Below are 25,016 nucleotides of genomic sequence, written 5' to 3'. Positions count from 1 at the left end.
GGGTCAGTCCTCCTCGGGCCCGGCGGAACCGCGTCCCACGTCGAAACGCTTCATCCGTTCCAGCACGGCGTCCGCCGTCGGCCCCTCCATCCGGTCCACGATCCGGCCGTCCGCGAGGAAGAGCACCAGGTCCGAGTGGGCCGCGGCGCCCGGGTCGTGGGTCACCATGACGACCGTCTGGCCGAGCTGGTCGACCGCCTCCCGCAGGAAGCCCAGCACCTCCAGACCCGCCCGTGAGTCCAGGTTGCCGGTCGGCTCGTCGGCGAAGATCAGCTCCGGGCGGGAGGCCAGCGCCCGCGCGCAGGCCACCCGCTGCTGCTGACCGCCGGAGAGCTGCGCGGGCCGGTGCTTGAGGCGGTCCCGCAGCCCGAGCGTGTCGATGACCTGGTCCAGCCACTTCTCGTCGGGCTTCTTGCCCGCGATGTCCATGGGCAGGGTGATGTTCTCGGCCGCGTTCAGCGTCGGGATCAGGTTGAACGACTGGAACATGAACCCGATCCGGTCCCGGCGCAGCCGCGTCAGCTCGCGCTCCCTGAGGCCCGTTATCTCGGTGCCGCCGAGCCAGACCTGGCCGGCCGACACGGTGTCCAGGCCCGCCAGGCAGTGCATCAACGTGGACTTGCCGGAGCCCGAGGGGCCCATGACCGCGGTGAAGCGGCCGCGCGCGATGTCCACGTCCACCGAGTCCAGTGCGAGCACCGCCGTCTCACCCGCTCCGTACGCCTTGGTCAGCCCGCGCGCCCGGGCCGCGACCCCGTCGGCGGCGGGCGCCTCCGCAGCTGCTGTGGACAAGACTGCCTCCCCGGTCATGCGACGGTCCCCCGACCTCTGTGTCCGGGGCGAGCGTAGTGTGACCCGTCGCACAGCCGGTATCACTTTTCGATTCCGATGCGCGCTGGCATTGCTAGCGCATCCGCGCTAGCTTCGAGACATGGCGAAGACCCAGCTGAACGTGCGCGTGGACGAGGGCACCGCCAGGGCGGCCCGCGAACGCGCTCTCGCGCGCGGTGTGAGCGTCAACCGCTACATAGAGGAACTGGTCATGCAGGACACGGGTGAGGCCGGCCGTACGTTCGTCGAGGCCGCCGCCGATTTCATGAAGCAGTACGAGTCCGTCTTCGCCGAGGAGTTCGGCGAGACGCACGGTACCGACACGTCTGACAAGACCGAAGGCCGTCACTGATCCTTGAGCGACCTGACGATCGACCTCGCCTGGCTCCTCATGCTCGCCGAACAGAAGACCCCCGGTGACCCGCAGGTCACCGACTGGGGTGCGCTGATCGCCGCCGTCGCCAGGCACCGGGCCGAGATATTCGACGTCCCCGTCTACGACACCCCGCAGGCGCGCGCCGCCGCCCTGCTCCAGCTGCTGATCCACGTCCCGGCCCTGGAGCGCTCGAACGCGCTGTTCGCGTCCTCGGTCGCCTACGCCTACCTGGTCGCCAGCGGCCTGAAGGTCGTCACCTCGCCCGAGCAGGTCCGCGACCTGGCCCGGCTGGTGAAGAACGGCGAGGCGAGCGTCGCCGACATCGCCGAGGAACTGCGCCGCTGGAGCCTGTGACCGGTCCGCGGGCCCTCGATCAGGCCTCAGCAGGCTTGCGGGCGACGCCCAGCGCGCAGTACGAGGAGGGCAGCCGCGGGCCGTTCTCCGGCAGGAACACCCGGCGGTACGGGCCGAGTTCGAACCCGGCCGCGCGCAGCTCGGCGACGGGCTCCCGGGACAGATGACAGCCGCCGACCAGCAGCGGCCACACCGTCCGGTCCAGGGCCCGCTGGCTGAACCGCATCGCCGGGCCACCGCCCGCGCCGTGCTCGAAGAACCGCAGCTCACCGCCGGGCCGCAGCACCCGCCGTACCTCCGCGAGCGCCCGCTGCACATCCCGGACGCTGCACAGCACCAGCGAGAGCACCGCCGCGTCGAAGGCCTCGCTCTTCACCGGCAGCGCCTCCGCCGCGCCCGGCACCACGTCCACCGGGACATTGGCGCGCACGGCGGCCTCCGCCGCCAACTGCCGCAGGGTGTACTCCGGTTCGATCGCCACGACCTCCGCGACCGAACCGGGGTAGCGGGCGAAATTGAGCCCGTTGCCCGCGCCGATCTCGATCACCCGCCCGGACAGCCCGGAGAGCAGCCGCTCCCGGATCGCCGCCATGCCGAGTCCGGTCTCGGCGGCCGTGCTGCAGCGGGCGTAGAAACGCGCGAACAGCGGGTGGTGGACGGGATCGCGCACCGGTGTCCCGGCGCCGGCGGACATCAGCCGCATGACGGACCTCCCGACGGAAGCGGGTCTACGGTGATTGTCCCCCGTCGCGGCCCGTCGCACCCCCGCTGCCGCGGACGGTTCAGCCGATGAAGTCGCGCACCTGCTCGTAGACGCCGTGGTCGTCGTTCATGTCGGTGTGGGAGATGCAGCCGACGTCGACGTTGGTCGCCCCGCTGAGCTCCGCCGAGGTGTCCGGGTCGATCGCCGCGTCGCAGTCCGACCAGTACGCCGCGTACGAGACGCTGCCGGGCGTCTCGTCACCGGAGTTCAGGGCGGTCAGGAACGAGCTGCCGGTCGTCATCTCCTTGCAGGAGGTGTACAGCCACCCGCACAGCGAGGCGACGCTGGTCCCGTGGTTCACCCCGGCGACCGACACGAAGTGGTCCACGTACGAGGTCCCGCCGAGGTTCTTGAGGTAGTAGCGGCTGTTGAGCGCACCCATGGAGTGCACCACCAGGTCCACCTTCGAGGCGCCGGTCTTGGACAGCACGGACTGGATGTAGGTCGCGAGCGTCGAGGCGGTGGTGACGTTCGACTTCGTCCAGTCGTAGGAGATCGCGTACAGCTCGGAGGACGAGTAGCCGTCCGCCTCGAAGTCCGCGATCCAGGTGTTCCAGCTGCTGGAGTCGCTGCTCAGACCGTGCACGAACACGATCGGCTCGTGGCTCGCCGCCTGCGCGGTGCCGACGGTCAGGGGGAGGGACAGAAGGAGCGAACCGGCTATCGCCGACAGAGCGGTTGCGATGCGACGCTTGGCGCGTTGCATGATGCCTCCTGAAACGGGTGGGGTCGTTCAGGAGTGTCGGGACGGGTCTACGCGCGCCGCATCGGCGAAGTCGCCAGTCTTTACGTATGAACTAACTCGCCAGTAACGTCATTCGTGTGGTGATACCGGTGAACCCCCCACACCTTGACCGCACTTCGCCACCGCAGCCGACCGGGGCGGGGCCGTGCCCTGCTTCGGCGCTTCCCGAGGGCGTCCGTGTCCGGGTGACACGAGTCGTGTACGAGGATCAGCGTGCCGTGGCCGAACTCGTGCCGCGCCTCACCGAACGGCAGGCGGCCGGCGCCGACCCGCTGCCTGTCGAACCGGCCGAGCTGGCACCGGAGTTGCTGCACGCCTTGCGCCGGGAGATCCGTGCCCTGCCCGACGAGACCCGGCTGCTGTTGCTGCTCGCCGCCGCCGACCAGTACCCGGTGGCGACCCACGCCTTCCTGCGCGCGGTCACCGCCGGCCGGCTCGACACGCGCCCGCTGGAGGCCGCCGAGGCGGCCGGGGTCGCCCACGCCGGTGCCGGCGGGGTGTTCTTCCGGGACCCCTGGACCCGGATCGCCGCCTACGGGACCGGCTCACCGGCCGACCGGCGCGCGGCCCACCTGCTGCTCGCCCGGGTCCTCGGTGGTCAGGGCGAGGCGGCCCGCCGCTCCTGGCACCGGGGCGCCGCCGCACTGGGCCCGAGCGCCCGGCTCGCGGCGGAACTGCGCACCGCCGCCGACCGGGCCCGCTCCGAAGGGCGTCCGACGCTGGCCCGCGCCCTCGCCGAACGGGCCGCCGACCTCTGCCCCGACCCGGCCGAGGAGGCCCGGCTGCTCGCCCTGGCCGCCGCGGACGCCTGGCGCTCCGGAGAGCCCGACCGGGCGAGACGGCTCGCCGCCCGTACGGACAACTCCGCCCTCGACGGCGTCCTCGCCCTCAGAGCCGGCAACGCCGCCGAGGCCTTCGACGCCCTGCTCACCGCCGCCGTCAGGCAGGAACGTTCCGCCGATGCCGTGGAACTCCTCGCCCTCGCCACCGAGGCCGCCGTCTACACCGGCGACCTCAGACGCTGCCGCGAGGCCCATGTCCTCGCCCAGTGGCTCGACCTCCCGCCGTCCGGCATCCTCGCCGCCCTCGCCTGTGCCGTCGAGGGCCGCTACGCGGACGCCCGGGTGCTCCTCAAGGGCACCGCGGGCCGCTGCGGGCCCGGCGGCGACCCCGGCCCCCTGGTCCACTCCGGCATCGCCGCGCTGCTGCTCGGCGACCACACCCGGGCCGTCACCGCCACCCTCCGGGCCGCCGCCTCCGCCCGGTCGCGCGGCGTCCCCGGGACGGTCGCCCAGGCCATGGAGTTCCGCGCCTACGCCGACTTCTGGACCGGCCGCCCGCGGGCCGCCGAGGCCGCCGCCCAGGAGGCCCTGCGCCAGGCGTACGCCACCGGGCAGGACAACGGGGCCTGCCACCTCCAGGCCGCCCTCGCCATGTTCGCCGCTGTCACCGGCGACGAGGAGGCCTGCCGGGAGCGCGCGGCGGCCGCCCGTGCGCACGCCCTGGCGCACGGACTGGGCCTGCCCGCCGCCCTCGCCCAGTGGGCGCTCGCCTTCCTCGACCTGGCGGGCGGCCGCTTCCCGGCGGCCGCCGCCCGGCTGCGCGCCCTCGCCGGGTTCGGCCCCGGACACGGTCACCGGGCCATCCGGCACCTGGCCACCCCGCACTACGTCGAGGCCGCCGTCCGCACCGGGGACACCCGGGTCGCGCGCGCCGCGCACGCCGACTACGACCGCTGGGCGACCGCCGTCCGCAGCGCCGACGACCTCGCGCTCAGCGCCCGCTGCCGGGCCCTGCTCGCCCCCGGTGCCGAGGCGGTCCAGCACTACCGCTGCGCGCTTGACCTGCACGCCCGGGGCACCCGGGACTTCGAACGCGCCCGCACCGAGCTGCTGTTCGGCGGTGCGCTGCGGCGGCTGCGGCAGCGCACCGAGGCCCGCGACCGGCTGCACAGCGCCCTGGAGGCCTTCGAGTCCTTCGGCGCCCCGCACTGCGCCGCCCAGGCCCGTGCCGAACTCCGCGCCCTCGGCACGGCGTTGACACCTGTCAGCGGTGCGGCGGACCCGGCCGCCGTGCTCACCGCCCAGCAGCTGATGGTCGCCCGGATGGCCGCCGAGGGCGCCACCAACCGCGAGATCGCCGACCGCCTCAATCTCAGCCCCCGCACCATCGACCACCATCTGCGGGGGGTCTTCAGCCGGTTGGGGATCCGATCCAGGATCGAACTGGTACGGCTGCTGGGCGCATCACCCTAGGCCGTCGGTCGGGTGCGGCTGTGTGGGGGCTGGTCGCGCAGTTCCTACCCCCAGCCTTCGGCCGGGGGTACCTGCAGCGCCCCTTCTTTCAAAGGCGCGGGGGACTGCGCGACCAGCCACGACGGCCCGGCACCCGACCGCCGCGGCCCGCCCCTACGGCGCTACCCGTCCCCGGAACGCCTCCGCGTCCCAGTTTCCGTCCAGCCGGGCCGACAGCCAACTCGGGGCTGCCGCACGGAAGTCGGCGGGTGCGAGGGCTCCGGCCCCGGCGGGCAGCGCGCCCAGCAGGGGTGCCCCGGCCACCTCCGGCAGGTCGGCGACGTTGCACCGCGAGGCCAGGTCGGGGGAGTTCGGCCAGCTGCCGATCACCACGCCCAGCAACTCCAGTTCCCGCGCTCGCAGTTCACGGGCCGTCAACTCCGTGGTGTTCAACGTGCCCAGCCCGGCCGACGCCACCACCAGCACCGGCGCGTTCAGCAGCCGGGCCGCGTCCGCCAGTGTGCCGCCGGCCGCGTCGAACCGGACGAGCAGCCCGCCCGCGCCCTCGACCAGCACCAGTTCGTGCTCGGCGGCCAGCTTGGCCGCGGCCTCGGCGACGTCCCGCGGCTGCACGGGGGCCAGCCCCGCCCTGCGGGCCGCCGTGCCCGGCGCCAACGGCTCCGGGAAACGGGCGACTTCGGTCGCCGTCACGGCGCCCGCGAGCCGCGCGACCTCGTCGGCGTCCCCGCGCTCGTCGGGTCGTACCCCCGTCTGCGCGGCCTTCAGGACCGCCACCGAGCGGCCGGCCGCGAGCGCGGCGGCGGCGACCGCGGCCGTGGTGACCGTCTTGCCGACCTCCGTGCCCGTCCCCGTGATCACCAGGATCGGCATGCTCATCCCTCCCGCGCGGCGGCGCACACCGCGCGCGCGATCCGCGCCACGTCCGCGTCACCCGTGACGTACGGCGGCATCGTGTACACGAGGTCGCGGAACGGCCGCAGCCACACGCCCTCGCGGACGGCGGCGGCCGTGGCGGCCTCCATGTCGACCTCGTGGTCGAGTTGTACGACCCCGATGGCGCCGAGGACCCGGACGTCCCGGACCCCGGGGAGCTCCCGGGCCGGCGCCAGGCCCTCCCGCAGCCCCGCCTCGATCCGCTTGACCTCCGCGAGCCAGTCCTGGCCGAGGAGCAGCCCCAGCGAGGCGCAGGCGACCGAGGCCGCGAGCGGGTTGCCCATGAACGTCGGCCCGTGCGCCAGCACCGGCACCTCGCCCCGCGAGATCCCGGCGGCCACCCGGGACGTGCACAGGGTCGCGGCCATCGTCAGGTAGCCGCCGGTGAGCGCCTTGCCGACGCACATCACGTCCGGGGCGACGGCCGCGTGGTCCGCCGCGAACAGCGCGCCGGTGCGACCGAAGCCGGTCGCGATCTCGTCGAACACCAGCAGCACGTCGTGCGCGTCGCACGCCTCGCGCAGCACCCGCAGGTAGGCGGGGGAGTGGAAGCGCATCCCGCCGGCGCCCTGCACCACCGGCTCCACGATCACCGCGGCCAGCTCGTGCGCGTGCCGCTCGATCATGGACCGCAGGTGCTCGGCGTACGCCTGGTCGTACGCCGCCGGCGGGGCGTCCGCGAACACCTGGCGGGGCAGCACGCCGGACCAGAGCTCGTGCATGCCGCCCTCGGGGTCGCACACCGACATCGGCTGCCAGGTGTCGCCGTGGTAGCCGCCGCGCCAGGTCAGCAGGCGCTGTTTCGCGGGGCGGCCGAGGGAGCGCCAGTACTGCAGGCACATCTTCACCGCGACCTCGACCGACACCGACCCCGAGTCGGCGAGGAAGACGTGCTCCAGGCCGGCCGGCGTGATGTCGACGAGGAGCTTCGCCAGCCGGACGGCGGGCTCGTGGGTGAGCCCGCCGAACATGACGTGGCTCATCCTGCCGAGCTGGTCGTGCGCGGCCGCGTCGAGCACCGGGTGGTGGTACCCGTGGATCGCCGACCACCACGACGACATCCCGTCGACCAGCTCGCCGGAGCCGTCCGCGAGCCGCAGCCGGACCCCGCTCGCCGACTCCACGACGAGCGGTTCGGACCGGCCGGGCATCGGGCCGTACGGATGCCAGACGTGCCGGCGGTCCAGCTCCAGCAGCTCGGGGACGCTCAGGCCGGGATCAGGCATTGGGCGCGAGATCCGTTCCGGCCCCCCGGCGGCGGACGGCGACCAGGTCGGTGCGCGGCTCGCCGGCGGCGGGGACGGCCACGGTCTCGGCGGCACTTTCGTGGGAGCCGCACACCGAGCCGCAACCGCCCTCGGCGTGGGACCCGCACCCGGCATCCCCGGATCCGTGCGACCCGCAGCCGCCGCCCCGGACCTCGGCCCGGTGCTGCGGCAGCGTCACCTCGTCGGAACCCTCCACCACGAAGCCGGCGTCCGCGATCATCTCCAGGTCGGCCTGGCCGGCCTGGCCCTCGGTGGTCAGGTAGTCGCCGAGGAAGATGGAGTTGGCCAGGTGCAGCGCGAGCGGCTGCATGGTGCGCAGGTGGACCTCGCGGCCGCCCGCGATGCGGACCTCCACGTCGGGGCAGACGAACCGCACCATCGCCAGGATGCGCAGGCAGCGCTGCGGGGTGAGGTTCCACTCCTTGGCCAGCGGGGTGCCCTCGACCGGGATGAGGAAGTTCACCGGAACGGAGTCCGGGTCCAGCTCGCGCAGCGAGAAGACGACGTCGACCAGGTCCGCGTCGCTCTCGCCCATGCCGGCGATCAGACCGGAGCAGGCCGACAGGCCCGCCGCGTGCGCCTTGTTGACCGTGTCCACCCGGTCGGCGTACGTGTGGGTGGTCGTGATCTCCCCGTAGGTTCCCTCGGACGTGTTGAGGTTGTGGTTGTAGGCGTCCGCGCCCGCCTCGCGCAGCCGCTCCGCCTGGCCGTCGGAGAGCAGGCCGAGACAGGCGCACACCTCGACGCCCTCGTTCTGCTCCTTGATGGCCTTGATGGTGCCCGCCACCCGGTCCACGTCCCGGTCGGTCGGACCGCGTCCGCTGGCCACCAGGCAGACCCGCTTGGCGCCCCCGGCCAGGCCCGCGGCGGCCGCCTTCGAGGCCTCGTCGGGTTTCAGCCAGCTGTACTTGAGGATCCCGGTGGAGGAGCCCAGCCGCTGCGAGCAGTAGGAGCAGTCCTCCGGGCACAGGCCCGACTTGAGGTTGACCAGGTAGTTGAGTTTCACGCGCCGGCCGAACCAGTGCCGGCGCACCTTGCCGGCCGCGGCCACCACGTCGAGCACGTCGTCGTCGGAGGTCGCCAGTACGGCGAGCGCTTCCTCGCGGGTCGGCAGCTCGCGCCGAAGCCCCTTGTCCACCAGCGTGTTCAGCAGGTCCATGAGAGCCGATCCTGTACTACGAGGCTGCTCCGGGCCAAGGAGAGTTTGCACAACCCTGTCAGTTCGACGTGTGGGTATTGCCACACACTGGGTGACTGGTCGTCCCGCTAGGGTCTGTCCACTGCCTACAAAACCACCGGAGGGGTCATGGCGTTCGGCTGGATCGACGAACAGGCGGAACAGCGCCGCCGCGCCGGACTCGTACGGACCCTGCGCCCCCGCCCGGCCGACTCGCCCCTGCTGGACCTGGCGGGCAACGACTACCTGGGCCTCGCCCACCATCCCGAAGTCGCCGAGGGCGCCGCCGGCGCGGCCCGGACCTGGGGCGGCGGCTCCACCGGCTCCCGGCTGGTGACCGGCACGACGGAGCTCCACACCGAGCTGGAGCGGGAGCTGGCCGAATTCTGCGGGTTCGAGGCCGCCCTGGTCTTCTCCTCCGGCTACGCGGCCAACCTCGCCGCCGTCACCACGCTCGGCCCGTACGGCTCCCTGATCGTCTCCGACGCCCTCAACCACGCCTCCCTGATCGACGGCTGCCGGCTGGCCCGGGGCGCCACCCAGGTCGTCGGGCACGCCGACCCGGACGCGGTGCGCAAGGCTCTCGGGACGCACGAGGGGCCCGCCGTGGCCGTCTCCGACACGGTCTTCTCGGTCGACGGGGACGCGGCCCCGCTGGCGGCGCTGGCCGAGGCGTGCCGGGAGCACGGCGCCGGGCTGCTCGTCGACGACGCCCACGGGCTCGGGGTGCTCGGGGACGGCGGGCGGGGCGCGCCGTACGCGGCCGGGCTGGCCGGGGCCGACGACGTGGTGGTCACGGCGACCCTGTCGAAGTCGCTGGGCAGCCAGGGCGGGGTGGTGCTGGGTCCGGCCCGGGTGATCGACCACCTGGTCAACGCGGCCCGGACGTTCATCTTCGACACCGGTCTTGCCCCCGCCGCGGCGGGGGCGGCGCTGGCGGCCCTGCGGCTGCTGCGCCGCGAACCCGCGCGAGCGACGCGGGCCCGCGAGGTGGCCGCGGAACTGCACGCACGGCTGACCGCCGCGGGTCTGGAAGCGGTACGTCCGGACGCCGCGGTGGTCTCCGTGCGGGCCCCGTCCCCGGAGCAGGCCGTGCGGTGGGCGGCCGACTGCCGGACGGCAGGCCTGGCCGTGGGCTGCTTCCGTCCGCCGTCGGTGCCGGACGGCATCTCACGGCTCAGGCTGACCGCCCGTGCGGACCTCTCCGGGGCCGAGCTCGAACGCGCTGTACAGGTGATCGGCAAGACACGACCATGAGTCGGCGTGACACGGCCGGGCCCGGCTCGACAGCGGATACGGAGTCGGGAATGGATGGGTGCGAGTCTGATCGGTTTCGTTCGAGTCTGATCAGGCTCTTCTGGGGCTGATCAGCCGGCGAGTGCCGCCGTGAAACCCGCCCAGCTCTCGGGGGAGAAGAGCAGTGCGGGTCCGGCCGGAGCCTTGGAGTCGCGCACGGCGAGCAGTCCGGCCGTCGGGCCGGAGCGCGGCCGTGCCGTCTCCACGCAGTTGTTCGCTCCGGTGCTGTAGCTGCTGCGCAGCCACCGCAGTCCGTGCAGATCAGCACTTGAAGGTACGTTCCGAGGCAGTGCAGTCATGGTGCCTCCTTACGCGCCGTCAGCTATTGCGGCGATGTAATCCAACGAGTCCTCGGGGGAAAGGGCGTGGATCCGGAGCGTGTCGAAGGCCTCCGTGTAGGCCTGGAGGTCTTCTTTCCGCTCCAGGTAGAGGCTACTCGTCAACTGGTCGATAACAACCACGTCCAGATCAGAAGTGCTCGGAAATGAGAAGATTACGAAAGGCCCGGTGATGCCGATGTGTGCACCCGCCGCGAACGGCAGTACCTGGAGCCGTACTTGGGGCAGCCGGGCCGCCTCCATCAGCCGCTGCAGCTGCCGCGCCATCACACCGGGACCGCCCACCTCGCGGCGCAGCACCGCCTCGTCCAGGACCGCGCTCAGCTCCAGCGGCGGATCGTTGCGCAGCACGTCCTGCCTGGCCAGGCGTACCTCCACCAGGGTGTCCAGGGAGTCGTCGGCGCGCCCGTCCATGGCCGCCCGGGTCACCGCGCGCGCGTACTCGGGAGTCTGCAGCAGCCCCGGTACGACCAGGGTCTCCAGCGTGCGCATCGTGCCGGCCTGCGACTCCAGGCTGATGAAATCGCGGTAGGCGGGCGGCAGGACGCCACGGTAGGCGTGCCACCAGTGGTGCCGGCCCGCCGTGTCCTCCGACCCCGCCAACACCAGCAGCAACTCACGCAGTTGCCCCTCGACCACGCCGTAGGCGTCCAGAAGTAACCGCACATCGGCCGGTTTCACACCGCTGGCGCCGGTCTCGATCCGGCTCACTTTCGACTGATGCCAGCCCACCAGACGGGCGGCCTCACCGCTCGTGAGGCCGGCGCCGGTGCGCAGGGTGCGCAGCTCGGCGCCCAGTTTCCGGCGGCGTACCGCGGGACCGTTCTGCATGGGCTACTCCTTACTCCTTCCGAGCCGCCCAAATACGGTCTGAGGTCGCAGAGTTCACCGCTTCGAGCGACAGATATATGCATATCTTGGTGGATCGCTCCCCGTGACCGGCCCGGTAATGGCAGTCTGGCGAAGAAGCACCAGTCCGGGACCGTACTCGAACCATCCGCTCCGTGTCGGACTCCGGTCCCGAGGAAAGGGACGACGTCGCCATGGCAGACCACCTGGAAGCATCCGTCACTCTGCCGAGCGATCCCGCCTCGGTCTCCGCCGCCCGTGCCTACGTGCTGGACACTCTCGTGGAGTGGGGGCTGCCGGCGGAGACGGAGACCGCGGACACCGTGCGCCTCATCGTCTCCGAACTCGCCACCAACGCGGTGCAGCACACCTTCGGGCAGTCACCCACCTTCACGGTGGACCTGGTGCTCGACCGTGACGAGCAGCTGCGCATCGGGGTCACGGACGGCCATCCGCGCTTCCCCAAGAGACTCCCCGCCGCGGTCCAGCAGGACAACGGGCGCGGCATGGTCATCATCCGCTGGCTGACCGCCGAGTGCGGCGGCAAACTCCGGGTACGCCCCACCCGGGAGGGCGGCAAGACCGTCTCCATCGAACTGCCCTGGACGGTCCCGGCGGGCACCGTCACGGCGGCGGGCCAGCAGGAACCGTAGCCCCGGGTTCCCGCCGGCCGCCCGTCGTGGGAACGGGTCAGCTGACCCGGCCGTACCAGACGCTGCGCGTCCAGATCTTCTGGAGCCTGACCACGTCCCCGGTCCTCGGGGCGTGCCAGATCTTTCCCTTCCCGGCGTAGATGCCGACGTGGTACACGCTGGACCCCGAGTGGAAGAAGACCAGGTCCCCGGCCTTGCGGTTGCCGGCCGAGATGTGACGGGTCTTGTTGTACTGCTGAGCCGCCGTACGTGGCAGGGTCTTGCCCGCCTTCTTGAACGAGTACAGCGTCAGCCCGGAGCAGTCGAACCTGTTCGGTCCGGTGGCGCCCCACCGGTAGGGCGAGCCCTTCTTCGAGGCGGCGACCTGAAGTGCCTTCGTCGCCATCGTGGCGGCCGAGGCGTCGGAGGCGACACCCGGTATCACGATCGAACCGCCGACGGCGGCGATGGTCAGCGCCGAGGCCGTACCGGCCCGGGCCATCAGCGACGGAACACGATTGAGCGCAGTCATGCGCAACCCTTCGTCAGCCGCCTGTGAAGGATGACCTGTCGGATTCGGGCTGGCGAAGTTGCCCGGCCGTGTCGCCACGGCTTCACCCCAAGGGCTGCTCGGCCCGGTCATGGTGCGACCGTGCCGGCGACCCGTCGTGCTTGGGTCCTCCACTCCTGCCGATGCACTTCTGTCGACGGGTCAATCCGGGCGGCGGCAGGACTCGGCGTCCGCCCGGACCGCCCCGCCGCTGTGGCGGGGGCTTGTCGTCAGACAGGGATCTTCACTCACGTGTGTCCGAAAATCCCAACGGAATCGGGGATTTGTGGGGTTACTCACCACCCACCCGTTCGGGTGGACAGCCCTGTGTTCGATTATCCGTCAACTGGCCTGCGTAGCCCCGGACCTGCGCGGAAACCGTCCGCGGGCACCCCCGCACAGGCAACCTGAGCGACCTCGGCGGTCGGGTAAAACCACGCCACGCTCCGCCGAACGGCGGTAACCCCTTTGGGTCGTTTCGGCTCCGGCCCGCTCGTGCAGTCGACGGGCCGGACCGGAGTCCGGCGGGTGTCAACCTACGCAGTCGGGCGGGAGCGCGACGCGAGCGGTCCGGCGCTCGCCGTCGAGCACCCGCAACGCGCGTGCCAGCGTGTCCCCGTGAAGCTCCGTCTCGCCCCGCAGATGCATCAGGGCCAGCGCGTCACGCAGCTCGGACGCCGCGCGCACCAGCGCCTGCGCGGCGCGCAGACCCCGGTAGGTGTCCTCGTTCCGCGCCGGATTGATCCGGCCCAGTAGATCCACCACGTCCAGATAACGGTCGATCAGCTCGCCCTCGGCGCGGGTCAGCGCCGGCAGCGGCGGCAGCTCCGGTGGCAGCATCGGCCGCTCACCCCGCGTCCGGCAGGCCGGGCAGGGCCCGGCGGGTGGGCACCACCCGGTCCACCAGCCCGTACGCCAGCGCCTGCGGCGCGTCCAGGACCAGGTCCCGCTCCAGGTCCTGGTGCACCTGTTCGGCCGTACGCCCGGTGTGGCGGACGAGCATTTCCTCGACCATCGCCCGAACCCGGTCCAACTCCGCCGCCTGGATGGCCAGATCACTCGGCCGGCCCTGCACCGGTTCCGGCAGCGACGGCTGCTGGAGCACAATGCGCGCACCGGGCAGCACGGACCGCTTGCCCGGTGTGCCGGCCGCCAGCAGGACCGCGGCCGCCGCCCCGGCCTGCCCGAGGCAGACCGTCTCCACGTCGCAGGTCACGTACTGGACCGTGTCGTAGACCGCGGCCATCGCGCTGTAGGACCCGCCCGGGGAGTTGATGTACAGCGAGATGTCCCGCTCCGGAGCCGTGTACTCCAGGTACATGAACTGCGCCAGCACGTCGTTGGCCGAGACCTCGTCGACGGGGGCGCCGAGGAAGACGATCCGCTCCTCCAGCAGCTTCGCGTACGGATCCAGGGTGCGCTGTCCCGCCGACGTGCGTTCCGTGAACTCGGGCAGGACATAGCGGGCGGACGGTCGGGTCATGGCGTACCCCTCCTCGCGACTGAGACTGCCCGGGAGCCGGGCTCTCTGTTGAAAACGTACAGGATGTACAGATCATTGAGAGGGGATTCCGCTGTCGCCGAACAAGATGTGATGTCGGGGGTGCCCCGTAAGCTGGGTTCATGGCCTACGAGATTCCGGTGACCCAAGCCAGGGCTGAGCTCGCCGAACTGATCAACAGGGTGGTGTACGGCGGTGAGCGCGTCGTCGTGACGCGCCACGGCAAGCCGCTGGTCGCCCTCGTCTCCGCCGCCGACCTCGAACGCCTCGAAGAGCTCCCGGAGCCGGCCGAGGAGCACGTGGACCACGTCGTCAGCTCGGTCTCCACGGTCCGCGAGACCGCCGCCGTACGTCCCGAACGCGGCCGCTTCGGCATCGCGGCGGAGCACCGGGGGGCCGCGGGCTCCTGAACGAGCGACGCCCCCGAAGAGGGGCTCGGGGAGGAACTGCGCGACAACAGGCGCCCCCGAAGGTGCGCTGGGGGTACCCCCGGCCGAAGGCTGGGGGAGGAACTGCGCGATCAGCCGCGACGGCGCCGCGGACGAATGACTGCGCTGCGCACCGTCGCACGTTCGGCTGAGCGCCCGGCACGTGTGAGAACGCGTGTCGTCGAGGCGACCCCGACGGCCCGTGCTCGCCGGTACTCCCCGAGCATCCGGGTGAGGGCCGTTCGGGTGTCTCGTGCTCCCGTGCGCCGGTCGTGGGGCTCATGCGCCGGTCATGAAGTGATCAAGGCCCGGTTAACGTCGCCGAAACTCCGGCAAACTAGCCTGCCGATCCACGCCACCTGGGGTTTTCCTGGCCGGATTGGGTCCGTGAGCCCAATCCGTCGCGGTGGCCGCGGCAACCGGGCCCCGCACGGTCCGGAGCGAGGACTGTGAGGTGGGACGTGCAACTGACCCCGCACGAGCAAGAGAGGCTGCTGATCCACGTGGCGGCCGACGTGGCCGAGAGGCGCCGGGCCCGCGGGCTCAGGCTGAACCACCCCGAGGCGGTCGCCCTCATCACGTCGCACATCCTCGAAGGCGCCCGGGACGGCCGTACCGTCGCCGAACTCATGGCCTCCGGGCGCAAGCTGCTCACCAGGGACGACGTCATGGAGGGCATCCCCGAGATGATTCACGACGTCCAGGTCGAGGCGACCTTCCCGGACGGCACCAAGCTCGTCACCGTCCACGACCCGATCGTCTGAGGAGACCGCCGATGATTCCCGGAGAGGTGCTCTTCGCCGACGGGCCCGTCGTATTCAATGCGGGGCGTGAGGTCACCCGGCTGACCGTCCTCAACGCCGCCGACCGTCCCGTCCAGGTCGGCTCCCACTACCACTTCGCCGAGGCCAACCCGGGACTGGAGTTCGACCGCGGCGCGGCCCGTGGCAAGCGGCTGAACGTCGCCGCCGGCACCGCCGTCCGGTTCGAGCCCGGCATCCCCGTCGACGTCGAACTCGTCCCGCTCACCGGCGCCCGGGTGGTCCCCGGGCTGCGCGGCGAGACCGGAGGTGCCCTCGATGCCTGAGATCTCCCGTGCCGCCTACGCCGACCTGTTCGGACCGACCACCGGTGACCGGATCCGGCTCGCCGACACCGACCTGGTCGTCGAGATCGAGGAGGACCGCTCCGGCGGACCCGGACTCGCCGGGGACGAGGCGGTCTTCGGCGGCGGCAAGGTCATCCGCGAGTCCATGGGCCAGTCGCGCGCTACGCGCGCAGACGGCACCCCCGACACGATCGTCACGGGTGCCGTGATCATCGACCACTGGGGCATCGTCAAGGCCGACATCGGCATCCGCGACGGCCGCATCACCGGCATCGGCAAGGCCGGCAACCCCGACACCATGGACGGCGTCCACCCCGACCTGGTGATCGGCCCCGAGACCGAGGTCATCGCCGGCAACGGGCGCATCCTCACCGCGGGCGGCGTCGACGCCCATGTCCACTTCATCTGCCCGCAGATCGCCGACGAGGCGCTGGCGGCCGGGATCACGACGCTGGTGGGCGGCGGCACCGGACCCGCAGAGGGCTCGAAGGCGACCACCGTCACCCCCGGCCCCTGGCACCTGGCCCGGATGCTGGAGGCGATGGAGCAGTACCCGCTCAACATCGGCTTCCTCGGCAAGGGCAACACCGTCTCGCACGAGGCGATGTTCTCCCAGATCCGCGGCGGGGCACTGGGCCTGAAGCTGCACGAGGACTGGGGGTCGACCCCGGCCGTCATCGACGCGGCCCTGACCGTCGCCGACCGGACCGGCATCCAGGTCGCCATCCACACGGACACCCTGAACGAGGCGGGCTTCGTGGCGGACACCCTCGCCGCGATCGGCGGGCGGGGCATCCACGCGTACCACACCGAGGGTGCGGGCGGCGGTCACGCCCCGGACATCATGACCGTCGTCTCCGAACCGCACGTGCTGCCGAGTTCGACCAACCCGACCCGGCCGTACACGGTGAACACCGCCGAGGAACACCTCGACATGCTGATGGTCTGCCACCACCTCAACCCGGCGGTGCCGGAGGACCTGGCCTTCGCCGAGTCGCGGATCCGGCCGTCGACCATCGGCGCGGAGGACATACTCCACGACCTCGGCGCGATCTCGATCATCTCCTCCGACGCCCAGGCCATGGGGCGGGTGGGCGAGGTGATCCTGCGGACCTGGCAGACCGCGCACGTGATGAAGCGACGGCGGGGCGCGTTGCCGGGGGACGGGCGGGCCGACAACCACCGGGTACGGCGGTACGTCGCCAAGTACACGATCAACCCCGCGCTCGCGCAGGGGCTGGCCCGCGAGATCGGCTCGGTCGAGACCGGGAAACTCGCCGACCTCGTGCTCTGGGAGCCCGCGTTCTTCGGGGTCAAGCCGCAGGTCGTCCTCAAGGGCGGCCAGATCGCCTACGCGCAGATGGGCGACGCCAACGCGTCGATCCCGACGCCCCAGCCGATCCTGCCGCGCCCGATGTACGGCGCGATCGGGCGGGCGCCGGCCGCCAACTCCTTCAACTTCGTGGCTCCGCTCGCGATCGAGGACGGGCTGCCGGAGCGGCTGCAGCTCGGGAAGCGGTTCGTCGCCATCGAGTCGACCCGCGGGGTGACCAAGGCGGACATGCGGGAGAACGACGCGCGCCCGCACGTCCGGGTCGACCCCGACAGCTTCGCCGTGCACATCGACGGGGAGCTGGTCGAGGCCACACCGGCCGCCGAACTTCCCATGGCCCAGCGTTACTTCCTCTTCTGAGAGCTGGTGGGTGCGGTGTCCCGTGCAGCGTTGCTGGTACTGGCCGACGGCCGGTTTCCCGCCGGAGGGCATGCGCACTCCGGCGGGGCGGAGGCGGCCGTGAAGGCCGGCCGGATCACCGGGGCCGCGAGCCTGGAGGAGTACTGCCGGGGGCGGTTGCACACGGCGGGGCTGGTGGCCGGGGCGTTCGCGGCGGCCGCGGTGCTCGGTGCGGACGCACGGGAGCTGGACGCCGCGGCCGACGCGCGGACGCCGTCGGCCGCGCTGCGGGGTGCTGCGCGCAGGCTCGGGCGGCAGCTGCTGCGGGCCGCGCGGGTGGCCTGGCCCTGTGCCGAACTCGACGCGCTGGCCCGGGAGTTCCCCAAGGGGGCGCATCAGCCGGTGGTGCTGGGCGTGGTGGCCAGGGCGGCGGGGCTCTCGGCGGAGGACGCGGCGTACTGCGCGGCGTACGAGTGCGTGAGCGGGCCGGCGACGGCGGTGGTGCGGTTGCTGGGACTGGATCCGTTCGAGGCGACGGGGGTGCTGGCGCGGTTGGCGGGGGAGGTGGACCGGGTGGTCGACCGGGGGGTGGAGGCGGCGCGGGGGGTGGCCGGCGGGGTGGGGGTCGAGGCGCTGCCCGCGGCTTCGGCGCCGTTGCTGGAGATCGGGGCGGAGTGGCATGCGGGGTGGGCGGTGCGGTTGTTCGCGTCGTAGGGGTTCTCTCGCCCCCGCCGCCCCTGCCCGTCCCGTCCCTCCAGGGGGTGGGCCCCCTTCGACCGCCCGCTCCAGGGGCTGCCGCCCCGGACCCCCGCATCGGCCTCCGGCCTCGTCCTCGAACGCCGGACGGGCTGGAGGGGGGTCGGATGTCGCCCTCAAGGGCCGGGAGTTGCAGGAACAGGCCGATCAAATGGCTGGGTATTACTAAGGAGCCGTACATGCATCTCGACCACGATCACCACCACGGTCCTGCCGCCGTCAGTGCCGATGCCCGTCGGGCCGACGGGGCCCGTCGGGCTCTGCGGATCGGGCTCGGCGGGCCCGTCGGGTCCGGGAAGACCGCCACCGTCGCCGCCCTGTGCCGGGCCCTGCGTGCGGAGTTGTCGCTCGCCGTCGTCACCAACGACATCTACACGCGCGAGGACGCCGAGTTCCTGCTCCGGGAGGCGGTGCTGCCGCCGGAGCGGATCGCCGCCGTCGAGACGGGGGCGTGTCCGCACACCGCGATCAGGGACGACATCTCGGCCAATCTGGAAGCCGTGGAGGAGCTGGAGGACGAGGTCGGGCCGCTGGACCTGGTGCTCGTCGAGTCGGGTGGGGACAATCTCACCGCCACCTTCTCCAAGGGACTCGTGGACGCGCAGATCTTCGTGATCGACGTGGCGGGAGGCGACGACATTCCGCGGAAGGGCGGGCCGGGGGTGACCACCGCCGACCTGCTGGTCGTCAACAAGACGGACCTGGCGCCCTACGTCGGGTCGGACCTGGCGCGGATGGCGGTCGACGCCAAGGCACAGCGCGCCGAACTGCCCGTCGTCTTCCAGTCGTTGCGCAGCGAGGCCGGCGTCGCGGAGGTGGCCGCGTGGGTGCGGGAGCGGCTCGTGGCGTGGGCCGGATGACGGGGACGGGCGTACGCGCCGTCGCCCGGATCGTCGCACGGGACGACGGGCGGGGCGGCACCTCGCTCCCGGTACTCGAGGGCGAGGGGCCGCTCGCGCCGCGGCGTACCCGGGGAAGCGGGGCCGGGGCCCGGGTGATGCTCGTCGGGGCGATGAGCGGACCGCTCGGCGGGGACCGGTTCGGGATCGAGGCCCGGGTCGAGGAAGGGGCCCGGCTGACCGTCGGGTCGGCCGCCGCGACCATCGCGCTGCCGGGGCAGGGGAAGGAGGAGGCGCGGTACGACGTGCGGCTCGATGTCGCTGACGGGGGCGAACTGTGCTGGTTGCCCGAGCAGTTGATCTCGGCCAAGGGGAGCGATCTGTACGTGACGACCCGCGCCGAGGTCGGCGCGCGGGGGCGGCTCGTGGTGCGGGAGGAGCAGGTGCTCGGGCGGGTGGGGGAGGAGCCGGGGCGGCTCGGCAGCCGGCTCACCGTGCGGGTGGCCGGGAGGACCGTGCTGGACCAGGAGCTGGCCTGCGGGCCCGGGGCGCCGGGCGGCTGGGACGGGCCCGCCGTGCTGGCTGGACACCGCGCGGTCGGTCAACTCATCGTCGTACGGCCGGAGTTCGCGGAACGGCCGGTGGGGGCACGGATGCTGGGGGAAGCGGCCGCGCTCACCCCGCTCGCCGGGCCCGCGGTGCTGGTGAGTGCGGTGGCGGCCGACGCGCTGCGGCTGCGCCGGGTCCTGGACGAGGCGTTGGCCCAGTTGGGCGGTTGATCGCTCAGCGGTACGTCCGGGTCCGGTTATCGGATTGGTAAAGACGGCTGTTGGGCCCTGTTCTCAGGCACCTCACAGCCGGAAGGATCTCCCCTGACCATTCGTCATGATGTTCGGGGAGGGGCCCACTTGAGGGACAACTTCAGATCGAGGAGCCGGACGCTGGCGCTCGGTTCGGCCGGAGCGCTCGTCACCGCCGGCCTGATCGCCGGCGCCCTCGCGGCACCCGCCGCCGGCGCCGAGGCCCGGCACGGCGGCCAGGACCGCGCACAGCAGGGCGCGGCGATCGCGGCCGCACGGGCCGCCAAGGCCGGGATCGACTGGGCCGACTGCCCGGCCGACTGGGCCCTGACCAAGCCCGTCCAGTGCGGCTGGGTCAGCGTGCCGCTCGACTACACCAAGCCCTACGGCAAGCAGATCAGGCTCGCCGTCGACCGAATAGGCAACACGGGGACGAAGGCGGAGCGCCAGGGCGCCCTCGTCTACAACCCCGGCGGCCCCGGCGGCTCGGGCATGCGCTTCCCGTTGCGGGTCACCACCAAGAACCCCCTGTGGGTCAACACCTCGAAGGCGTACGACTTCGTGGGCTTCGACCCGCGTGGCGTCGGCCACTCCGCGCCCATCTCCTGTCAGGACCCGCAGGAGTTCGTGAAGGCGCCCAAGGCCGACCCGGTGCCGGACACCGAGGCCGACAAGACCGCGCAGCGCAGGCTCGCCAAGGAGTACGCGGACGGCTGCGCCGAGCGCACCGGCCGCGCGATGCTGCAGCAGATGACCACCGCGAACACCGCCCGCGACCTGGACGTCATCCGGGCCGCGCTCGGCGAGAAGAAGCTCAACTACCTCGGTGTCTCCTACGGCACCTACCTCGGCGCGGTGTACGGAACGCTGTTCCCCGGCCACGTGCGCCGGATGATCGTCGACAGCGTCGTCAACCCGTCGCGGAAGAACATCTGGTACCAGGCCAACCTGGACCAGGACGTCGCCTTCGAGGGCCGCTGGAAGGACTGGGAGGACTGGGTCGCCGCGCACGACTCCGCCTTCCACCTGGGGACCACGCGGGACGCCGTCCAGGCCAAGTGGCTCCAGCTGCGCGCCACCGCCAAGGCGAACCCGATCGGCGGGGTCGTCGGACCGGCCGAGCTGATCGGCTTCTTCCAGAGCGCCCCGTACTACGACTCCTCGTGGGTCCCGGTCGCCACCGTCTTCGCCAAGTACTACGCCGGTGACACCCAGGCCCTGGTCGACGCGGCCGCCCCGGACCTGACCGACACGGCCGGCAACATCACGTCGGAGAACGGCAACGCCGTCTACACCGCCGTCGAGTGCACCGACGCCAAGTGGCCCACCAGCTGGAAGAAGTGGGACCGCGACAACACCGAGCTCAACAAGCAGTACCCCTTCATGACCTGGGCCAACGCATGGCTGAACCTGCCGTGCGCCACCTGGCCGGTCAAGCAGCAGACCCCCGTGGAGGTCACCACCCACAAGGGCCTGCCGCCGGTGCTGATCGTCCAGTCCACGCGTGACGCCGCCACCCCGTACCCCGGCGCCGTCGAACTGCACAAGCGCTTCAAGGGCTCGCGTCTCATCACCGAGCAGGGCGCCGGCTCGCACGGCGTGACCGGCCTGGTCAACCCGTGCATCAACAGCCGGGTCGACACCTACCTGCTCACCGGCAAGCTGGACGGCGCGGACGTCACCTGCACCCCGCACGCCACCCCGCAGCCGTAACCACCGTTCCCGTACGACGACGAGGGGCGGCCGGAACAACTCCGGCCGCCCCTCGCTCCTGCGTCCACCGCCTCAACTCAGCGGCGCCCGCGGGAACCTGCGCTCCTTCTCGCCCTTCGCCGCCTGCCCGGCCTTGACGACGGCCGCGTACTCGTCGACGTACTCCTGCTCGGACAGGGTCAGGATGGCGTACATGATCTCGTCGGTGATGGCACGCAGGACGGCCTTCTCGTGCTCCATCCCGGCGTAGCGGGAGAACTCCAGGGGCTTGCCGAAGCGGATCACGACGGGGTGGAGGTTCGGGATGACCTTGCCGGGCGGCTGCGCCTCGAAGGTGCCGATCATCGCGCAGGGGACCACCGGGACCCCGGCCCGCAGCGCCATCACGGCCACCCCGACCTTGCCCTTGTACAGGCGGCCGTCGTGCGAGCGCGTGCCCTCCGGATAGATGCCGAGCAACTCGCCCTTGCCCAGCACCCCGAGCCCCTCCCGGATCGCGGCCTGGCCCGCCTCCTTGCCGGAGCGGTCCACCGGGATCTGCCCCGCGCTGCGGAAGAAGAAGGCGGTCAGCCGGCCCCGCACCCCCGGCCCCGTGAAGTACTCGGCCTTGGCGAGGAAGGTGATGCGCCGCTTGAGGACGGCCGGCATCAGGAAGTGGTCGGAGAAGGAGAGGTGGTTGCCGGCGATGATCGCCGGTCCCGTCGCCGGCACATGTTCCAGCCCCTCGATCCGCGGCCGGAACACCACTCTCAACAGTGGCCCCAGCAGTACGTACTTGAGCAGGTAGTAGAACACGGCTCGCCCCTCACTTGTTCTCTTCCCCAGGTTGGCTGGGTGCCGGGTCGGACTCTGGCGGCGGCTGTCTTCGCCCGTCCCGGACATGGGGTGGCTGAGACTGTCTGGATCTTCGGCTCAGTGTCTCAGCGATACGAGGGCGAGTCACTACGGGCGGATGCGGTCGGACCGGGCCGCCCGGTACTACGCCGACGTGGGCGGCTTTGGGGAGCGGAGCACGAGCAGGGTGATCTCGCTGGGGGCGAAGACGCGGAACGGCGGGCCCCAGAAGCCGGTGCCGCGGCTGGTGTACAGGAGCGTGCGGACGCCGTGCCGGGTCAGCCCGGCCAGGGCGGGTTGGTCGAGCCGGACCAGGTGGTGGAAGGGCCAGATCTGGCCGCCGTGGGTGTGCCCGGAGAGCTGGAGGTCGACGCCGGCGGCTGCCGCCCGGTCGACGAACTTGGGCTGGTGCGCCAGGAGCAGGACGGGCAGGTCGGGGTCGGCGCCGTCCAGGGCACCCGCGAGATGGGCGCGGTGGCCGGCCAGGCCGGAGGACTCGGCGGTGACGTCGTCCACCCCGGCGACCACGAGGGTGTCGCCGCCGCGTTCGAGCAGCAGGTGGCGGTTGCGCAGCGGCTCCCAGCCCAGCTCGTCCATCAGGTCGACCCAGCCCTGGGCCTCGCTGTAGTACTCGTGGTTGCCGGTGACGTAGACCCGGGCCCGGGTGGCCCGCACGGTACCGAGGGGGGCGGCCTGGGCACGGCGGCGTTCGGCCGTGCCGTCCGCGATGTCGCCGGTGTGGCAGACCACGTCGGCCTCCAGGGTGTTCACCGTCTCGCACACCCGTGCCGACCAGCGCGCGCGGTCGAGCGGGCCGTAGTGGGTGTCGGTGATGAGAGCGACCCGGAGGCCGTCCAACCCGGCTCCCAGGCGGGGCAGTTGCACGTCGAGGCGGCGTACGCGCGGCACGCGGCGGGCTTCGGCGTATCCCCAGGCGAGCAGTACGGCGGTGGTGCCGAGGACCGCCCAGGCGACGATGCGGGCCCGGTCCTGGCCGGCGCCGACGCCGGCCACCGCCAGGGCGAGCCGCAGCAGGACGCCGAGCAGGACGGACCAGGTGAACAGGACCCAGCTGGCGCCCAGCAGGGTGTCGCCGACTATCGCCGCCCGGTCCTGCTGGCGCCTGCCGTGGCCGCGCACCATCGCGAGCGGCATGCCGACGAGGCCGAGGGCGAACAGCGCGGTGCCGGCCGCCGTGACGGGCAGCGGCCAGTGCTGGCCGGCGTACAGAAGCAGCCAGCAGGGCACGGCCCACAGCAGGACGGGGGCGATCAGGGGGAGGAAGCGCATCAGGCGGAGCAGCCTGCTCTGCCGTGGAGCCGGCGCCTCGCTGTCGGCGGGTCGGGTATTGCTGGTGTCGGTCACGCTTGCCCTCTCTGCCCACGCTGCCGTCCCGCGCACTGTATCCGGTCGCCCCGGGACGTTTCCGCCCCATGATCGCGGTCTGCCGCGGCGGTGCCGCCACCGCCCTCCGCGACCGCACCGCATCACATCTCACGTCCTGCGGGCGGCGTGCGTCTACCGGTCAGGAGAAGGGAGACGCGGATGAGCACGCGACCCACGGCGATCGACAGCCGCCTCGGACCGGTCACGCCCGTAGCCCCCCCCCGCGGACCGTCGCCGTACGCGGCGGCCCGACAGCTGTGCGACCACCTGGCGGGGCGCCGCCGGACGGTCGTTCCGACGGGAAACCGTCCGGGCCAGGGAGCCGTACGGGCGGGACGACCTGTTCCGCAGCACCGTCGACATGGCCCGGCACCGCTGCGGCGAGGGCCGGTACCGGTACTTGGACGCGCCGCACCCGGAACCGGTCGAGTGGTTCCGCAGGTCACGCTCAGGGTGTGCATAGGATGGGCTCGATGCGTCCCACCGAGCCACCCGCCCACCGACCGCCGCACCGGCGTCGGGGTGCCCTGCTCGTGCTGGGGCTGCTCGCCGGGCTGTTCGGCATGCACGCGCTGGCACCCGGCGGCCTCATGGCCATGGGCGGCGGGCACGAACGGACCGCTCCCCGTCCCGCCGTCGTGATCACCGCGTACGACGGCTGCTCCGGCGACGACGGCCACTGCGGCGGCGACCGCGCGCACCACGCCGACGCGACCTGCGCCTCGGGTGCGGTGAGCGGCGGACCGGCGCTGCCCGCGCCGGTCCCGGACCCGGTCCCCGTCCCCACGGCCGCCTGCCTGGTCACCGTCCGACCGGCCGGCGCGCCGGCCGGCGCACGAGCACCCCCCGACCTGGCCGAACTCCAGCTCCTGCGGATCTAGAGGCACCCGAGCCGGCCGTGCGCGCACAGCGCACCGGTCGTGCTCCCGCGTGCCCCCTCACACTCGTCGCAGGAGATCCAGCATGACCAGCACACGTACCCGTACCGTCCTCGTCGCGCTCACCGCGACCGCCGCCCTCGCGCTCACCGCCTGCGGCAGCGGCAGCGACGGCGCCGGCACCGCACACGCCTCCCACTCGGCGGCGGCCGGCGCCTCCGCCTCCGCCGATGCCCACAACGCGCAGGACGTGTCCTTCGCGCAGAGCATGATCCCGCACCACCAGCAGGCCCTGGAGATGGCCGGGCTCGCCGTCGACCGCGGCTCCTCCGCCCAGGTGCGCGGCCTCGCCGCCCGCATCGAGAAGGCCCAGGACCCGGAGATCAGGACCATGACCGGCTGGCTGAAGGCCTGGGGCGAGGACGTGCCCATGGCGGGCATGGACCACAGCGGCCACACCGGCATGACCGGGATGATGTCCGACAAGGACATGACCATGCTGAAGCAGGCCAAGGGGACGGACTTCGACTCGATGTTCCTGACCATGATGGTCGACCACCACCGGGGCGCCGTGGAGATGGCCGAAACCGAGCAGTCCAAGGGCGCCTACGGTCCCGCCACGAGCATGGCGGACGCCGTCGTCACCGCGCAGAGCGCCGAGATCAAGGAGATGAACAAGCTCCTCGGCAAGGGCTGACCCAGGCCGGGGTGCGCGAGGACGCCCTCCAGCTCCG

General features: G+C 72.3%; 28 protein-coding genes and 1 riboswitch. Of the genes, 15 read left to right on the top strand and 13 right to left on the bottom strand.

Features of this window, described 5'->3' with window-relative positions:
- Nucleotides 1-3: 3 nt before the first annotated feature.
- Nucleotides 4-792, bottom strand: a complete 789-nt coding sequence (locus AB0472_RS18560) for an ABC transporter ATP-binding protein (RefSeq protein ID WP_366357523.1) — start codon at nt 790-792, stop codon at nt 4-6.
- Between the two features lie 139 nt (nt 793-931).
- On the opposite strand from AB0472_RS18560, the gene AB0472_RS18555 reads away from it, so the two are divergent.
- Both AB0472_RS18555 and AB0472_RS18550 read left to right on the top strand, forming a co-directional pair.
- On the top strand, nt 932-1,183 hold the full coding sequence (locus tag AB0472_RS18555; RefSeq protein ID WP_362585581.1) for a toxin-antitoxin system HicB family antitoxin: 252 nt from the start codon (nt 932-934) through the stop codon (nt 1,181-1,183).
- 3 nt (nt 1,184-1,186) lie between these two features.
- Nucleotides 1,187-1,561, top strand: a complete 375-nt coding sequence (locus AB0472_RS18550) for a fic family toxin-antitoxin system, toxin component (RefSeq protein WP_093505843.1) — start codon at nt 1,187-1,189, stop codon at nt 1,559-1,561.
- 19 nt (nt 1,562-1,580) lie between these two features.
- Here AB0472_RS18550 and AB0472_RS18545 read toward each other — a convergent pair whose 3' ends face one another.
- The gene (locus AB0472_RS18545) at nt 1,581-2,264 is read right to left on the bottom strand and encodes a class I SAM-dependent methyltransferase (RefSeq protein WP_366357522.1); all 684 of its coding nucleotides are present in this window, start codon (nt 2,262-2,264) and stop codon (nt 1,581-1,583) included.
- 79 nt (nt 2,265-2,343) lie between these two features.
- Nucleotides 2,344-3,030 carry a triacylglycerol lipase gene (locus AB0472_RS18540; RefSeq protein WP_366357521.1) on the bottom strand — a complete coding sequence of 229 codons (687 nt, stop codon included), beginning with the start codon at nt 3,028-3,030 and terminating at the stop codon, nt 2,344-2,346.
- A gap of 116 nt (nt 3,031-3,146) precedes the next feature.
- On the opposite strand from AB0472_RS18540, the gene AB0472_RS18535 reads away from it, so the two are divergent.
- The gene (locus AB0472_RS18535; protein WP_366357520.1) at nt 3,147-5,324 is read left to right on the top strand and encodes a LuxR C-terminal-related transcriptional regulator; all 2,178 of its coding nucleotides are present in this window, start codon (nt 3,147-3,149) and stop codon (nt 5,322-5,324) included.
- A 153-nt stretch (nt 5,325-5,477) separates the two neighbouring features.
- Here AB0472_RS18535 and bioD read toward each other — a convergent pair whose 3' ends face one another.
- From bioD to bioB, 3 genes are read right to left on the bottom strand one after another with little or no spacing between them, the layout of a single operon-like run.
- Nucleotides 5,478-6,194: a dethiobiotin synthase gene (bioD, locus tag AB0472_RS18530; protein ID WP_366357681.1), complete on the bottom strand. Its 717-nt coding sequence runs from the start codon at nt 6,192-6,194 to the stop codon at nt 5,478-5,480.
- Nucleotides 6,195-6,196: 2 nt separating this feature from the next.
- Nucleotides 6,197-7,483 carry an adenosylmethionine--8-amino-7-oxononanoate transaminase gene (locus AB0472_RS18525; RefSeq protein ID WP_366357519.1) on the bottom strand — a complete coding sequence of 429 codons (1,287 nt, stop codon included), beginning with the start codon at nt 7,481-7,483 and terminating at the stop codon, nt 6,197-6,199.
- Entirely contained in the window at nt 7,476-8,684 is a 1,209-nt protein-coding gene (gene bioB / locus AB0472_RS18520; protein WP_366357518.1) for a biotin synthase BioB, read from the bottom strand. Before bioB ends, AB0472_RS18525 begins: the two co-directional genes overlap by 8 nt.
- A gap of 147 nt (nt 8,685-8,831) precedes the next feature.
- Between bioB and AB0472_RS18515 the strand changes: the two genes are divergently transcribed.
- Complete coding sequence (locus tag AB0472_RS18515; RefSeq protein WP_366357517.1) at nt 8,832-9,959, top strand: 8-amino-7-oxononanoate synthase; 1,128 nt, start codon at nt 8,832-8,834, stop codon at nt 9,957-9,959.
- Nucleotides 9,960-10,069: 110 nt separating this feature from the next.
- Here AB0472_RS18515 and AB0472_RS18510 read toward each other — a convergent pair whose 3' ends face one another.
- Nucleotides 10,070-10,297: a DUF397 domain-containing protein gene (locus AB0472_RS18510; RefSeq protein WP_366357516.1), complete on the bottom strand. Its 228-nt coding sequence runs from the start codon at nt 10,295-10,297 to the stop codon at nt 10,070-10,072.
- A 9-nt stretch (nt 10,298-10,306) separates the two neighbouring features.
- Nucleotides 10,307-11,167: a helix-turn-helix transcriptional regulator gene (locus tag AB0472_RS18505; protein ID WP_366357515.1), complete on the bottom strand. Its 861-nt coding sequence runs from the start codon at nt 11,165-11,167 to the stop codon at nt 10,307-10,309.
- 212 nt (nt 11,168-11,379) lie between these two features.
- On the opposite strand from AB0472_RS18505, the gene AB0472_RS18500 reads away from it, so the two are divergent.
- The gene (locus AB0472_RS18500) at nt 11,380-11,838 is read left to right on the top strand and encodes an ATP-binding protein (RefSeq protein WP_366357680.1); all 459 of its coding nucleotides are present in this window, start codon (nt 11,380-11,382) and stop codon (nt 11,836-11,838) included.
- 37 nt (nt 11,839-11,875) lie between these two features.
- Here AB0472_RS18500 and AB0472_RS18495 read toward each other — a convergent pair whose 3' ends face one another.
- The 3 genes from AB0472_RS18495 to AB0472_RS18485 all read right to left on the bottom strand — a co-directional run bounded on the left by AB0472_RS18495 (nt 11,876) and on the right by AB0472_RS18485 (nt 13,850).
- Nucleotides 11,876-12,349, bottom strand: coding sequence for a C40 family peptidase (locus AB0472_RS18495; RefSeq protein ID WP_366357514.1), 474 nt, complete (start codon nt 12,347-12,349; stop codon nt 11,876-11,878).
- Between the two features lie 3 nt (nt 12,350-12,352).
- Nucleotides 12,353-12,537, bottom strand: a riboswitch (cyclic di-AMP (ydaO/yuaA leader).
- A 361-nt stretch (nt 12,538-12,898) separates the two neighbouring features.
- Entirely contained in the window at nt 12,899-13,207 is a 309-nt protein-coding gene (locus AB0472_RS18490; RefSeq protein ID WP_366357513.1) for a hypothetical protein, read from the bottom strand.
- 7 nt (nt 13,208-13,214) lie between these two features.
- Nucleotides 13,215-13,850 (bottom strand): ATP-dependent Clp protease proteolytic subunit, encoded by a 636-nt coding sequence (locus AB0472_RS18485; protein WP_366357512.1) that lies wholly within the window; start codon nt 13,848-13,850, stop codon nt 13,215-13,217.
- A gap of 140 nt (nt 13,851-13,990) precedes the next feature.
- Here AB0472_RS18485 and AB0472_RS18480 point away from each other — a divergent pair, with 140 nt between their 5' ends.
- The 8 genes from AB0472_RS18480 to AB0472_RS18445 all read left to right on the top strand — a co-directional run bounded on the left by AB0472_RS18480 (nt 13,991) and on the right by AB0472_RS18445 (nt 21,184).
- The gene (locus tag AB0472_RS18480) at nt 13,991-14,278 is read left to right on the top strand and encodes a type II toxin-antitoxin system Phd/YefM family antitoxin (RefSeq protein ID WP_293996298.1); all 288 of its coding nucleotides are present in this window, start codon (nt 13,991-13,993) and stop codon (nt 14,276-14,278) included.
- 479 nt (nt 14,279-14,757) lie between these two features.
- Nucleotides 14,758-15,060, top strand: coding sequence for an urease subunit gamma (locus AB0472_RS18475; RefSeq protein ID WP_046730081.1), 303 nt, complete (start codon nt 14,758-14,760; stop codon nt 15,058-15,060).
- An 11-nt stretch (nt 15,061-15,071) separates the two neighbouring features.
- Nucleotides 15,072-15,383: an urease subunit beta gene (locus AB0472_RS18470; RefSeq protein WP_366357511.1), complete on the top strand. Its 312-nt coding sequence runs from the start codon at nt 15,072-15,074 to the stop codon at nt 15,381-15,383.
- Nucleotides 15,376-17,097, top strand: coding sequence for an urease subunit alpha (locus AB0472_RS18465; protein ID WP_366357510.1), 1,722 nt, complete (start codon nt 15,376-15,378; stop codon nt 17,095-17,097). Before AB0472_RS18470 ends, AB0472_RS18465 begins: the two co-directional genes overlap by 8 nt.
- 15 nt (nt 17,098-17,112) lie before the next feature.
- Complete coding sequence (locus AB0472_RS18460; protein ID WP_366357509.1) at nt 17,113-17,790, top strand: urease accessory UreF family protein; 678 nt, start codon at nt 17,113-17,115, stop codon at nt 17,788-17,790.
- 221 nt (nt 17,791-18,011) lie between these two features.
- The gene (gene ureG / locus AB0472_RS18455; protein WP_366357508.1) at nt 18,012-18,692 is read left to right on the top strand and encodes an urease accessory protein UreG; all 681 of its coding nucleotides are present in this window, start codon (nt 18,012-18,014) and stop codon (nt 18,690-18,692) included.
- Nucleotides 18,689-19,450, top strand: coding sequence for an urease accessory protein UreD (locus AB0472_RS18450; RefSeq protein WP_366357507.1), 762 nt, complete (start codon nt 18,689-18,691; stop codon nt 19,448-19,450). The genes ureG and AB0472_RS18450 overlap by 4 nt, the downstream gene beginning before the upstream one ends.
- Before the next feature lie 129 nt (nt 19,451-19,579).
- Nucleotides 19,580-21,184 carry an alpha/beta hydrolase gene (locus AB0472_RS18445; protein ID WP_366357506.1) on the top strand — a complete coding sequence of 535 codons (1,605 nt, stop codon included), beginning with the start codon at nt 19,580-19,582 and terminating at the stop codon, nt 21,182-21,184.
- 72 nt (nt 21,185-21,256) lie between these two features.
- On the opposite strand, the gene AB0472_RS18440 is transcribed toward AB0472_RS18445, so the two are convergent.
- Nucleotides 21,257-21,979: a lysophospholipid acyltransferase family protein gene (locus AB0472_RS18440; RefSeq protein WP_366357505.1), complete on the bottom strand. Its 723-nt coding sequence runs from the start codon at nt 21,977-21,979 to the stop codon at nt 21,257-21,259.
- A 183-nt stretch (nt 21,980-22,162) separates the two neighbouring features.
- Complete coding sequence (locus AB0472_RS18435) at nt 22,163-23,383, bottom strand: metallophosphoesterase (RefSeq protein WP_366357504.1); 1,221 nt, start codon at nt 23,381-23,383, stop codon at nt 22,163-22,165.
- A 494-nt stretch (nt 23,384-23,877) separates the two neighbouring features.
- On the opposite strand from AB0472_RS18435, the gene AB0472_RS18430 reads away from it, so the two are divergent.
- A complete protein-coding gene (locus AB0472_RS18430; protein WP_366357503.1) occupies nt 23,878-24,285 on the top strand; it encodes a DUF6153 family protein in 408 nt (135 codons plus the stop codon).
- Nucleotides 24,286-24,367: 82 nt separating this feature from the next.
- Nucleotides 24,368-24,979 (top strand): DUF305 domain-containing protein, encoded by a 612-nt coding sequence (locus tag AB0472_RS18425; RefSeq protein ID WP_366357502.1) that lies wholly within the window; start codon nt 24,368-24,370, stop codon nt 24,977-24,979.
- Nucleotides 24,980-25,016 lie beyond the last annotated feature (37 nt).

Source organism: Streptomyces sp. NPDC086777 (assembly GCF_040702065.1).
Classification (GTDB): Bacteria; Actinomycetota; Actinomycetes; order Streptomycetales; family Streptomycetaceae; genus Streptomyces.
Note: the sequence above shows the minus strand (reverse complement) of the source record. Positions and strands in the feature narration are given on the sequence as shown.

Excerpts from the sequence above, each read along its gene's own strand:
- AB0472_RS18515 (WP_366357517.1), top strand. The coding sequence starts at position 8,832 with ATGGCGTTCGGCTGGATCGACGAACAGGCGGAACAGCGCCGCCGCGCC.
- AB0472_RS18500 (WP_366357680.1), top strand. The coding sequence starts at position 11,380 with ATGGCAGACCACCTGGAAGCATCCGTCACTCTGCCGAGCGATCCCGCC.
- AB0472_RS18495 (WP_366357514.1), bottom strand. The coding sequence starts at position 12,349 with ATGACTGCGCTCAATCGTGTTCCGTCGCTGATGGCCCGGGCCGGTACG.
- AB0472_RS18510 (WP_366357516.1), bottom strand. The coding sequence starts at position 10,297 with ATGACTGCACTGCCTCGGAACGTACCTTCAAGTGCTGATCTGCACGGA.
- AB0472_RS18485 (WP_366357512.1), bottom strand. The coding sequence starts at position 13,850 with ATGACCCGACCGTCCGCCCGCTATGTCCTGCCCGAGTTCACGGAACGC.
- AB0472_RS18525 (WP_366357519.1), bottom strand. The coding sequence starts at position 7,483 with ATGCCTGATCCCGGCCTGAGCGTCCCCGAGCTGCTGGAGCTGGACCGC.
- AB0472_RS18480 (WP_293996298.1), top strand. The coding sequence starts at position 13,991 with ATGGCCTACGAGATTCCGGTGACCCAAGCCAGGGCTGAGCTCGCCGAA.
- AB0472_RS18465 (WP_366357510.1), top strand. The coding sequence starts at position 15,376 with ATGCCTGAGATCTCCCGTGCCGCCTACGCCGACCTGTTCGGACCGACC.
- AB0472_RS18505 (WP_366357515.1), bottom strand. The coding sequence starts at position 11,167 with ATGCAGAACGGTCCCGCGGTACGCCGCCGGAAACTGGGCGCCGAGCTG.
- bioB (WP_366357518.1), bottom strand. The coding sequence starts at position 8,684 with ATGGACCTGCTGAACACGCTGGTGGACAAGGGGCTTCGGCGCGAGCTG.
- AB0472_RS18545 (WP_366357522.1), bottom strand. The coding sequence starts at position 2,264 with ATGCGGCTGATGTCCGCCGGCGCCGGGACACCGGTGCGCGATCCCGTC.
- AB0472_RS18470 (WP_366357511.1), top strand. The coding sequence starts at position 15,072 with ATGATTCCCGGAGAGGTGCTCTTCGCCGACGGGCCCGTCGTATTCAAT.
- ureG (WP_366357508.1), top strand. The coding sequence starts at position 18,012 with ATGCATCTCGACCACGATCACCACCACGGTCCTGCCGCCGTCAGTGCC.
- AB0472_RS18555 (WP_362585581.1), top strand. The coding sequence starts at position 932 with ATGGCGAAGACCCAGCTGAACGTGCGCGTGGACGAGGGCACCGCCAGG.
- AB0472_RS18430 (WP_366357503.1), top strand. The coding sequence starts at position 23,878 with ATGCGTCCCACCGAGCCACCCGCCCACCGACCGCCGCACCGGCGTCGG.
- bioD (WP_366357681.1), bottom strand. The coding sequence starts at position 6,194 with ATGCCGATCCTGGTGATCACGGGGACGGGCACGGAGGTCGGCAAGACG.
- AB0472_RS18425 (WP_366357502.1), top strand. The coding sequence starts at position 24,368 with ATGACCAGCACACGTACCCGTACCGTCCTCGTCGCGCTCACCGCGACC.
- AB0472_RS18490 (WP_366357513.1), bottom strand. The coding sequence starts at position 13,207 with ATGCTGCCACCGGAGCTGCCGCCGCTGCCGGCGCTGACCCGCGCCGAG.
- AB0472_RS18450 (WP_366357507.1), top strand. The coding sequence starts at position 18,689 with ATGACGGGGACGGGCGTACGCGCCGTCGCCCGGATCGTCGCACGGGAC.
- AB0472_RS18540 (WP_366357521.1), bottom strand. The coding sequence starts at position 3,030 with ATGCAACGCGCCAAGCGTCGCATCGCAACCGCTCTGTCGGCGATAGCC.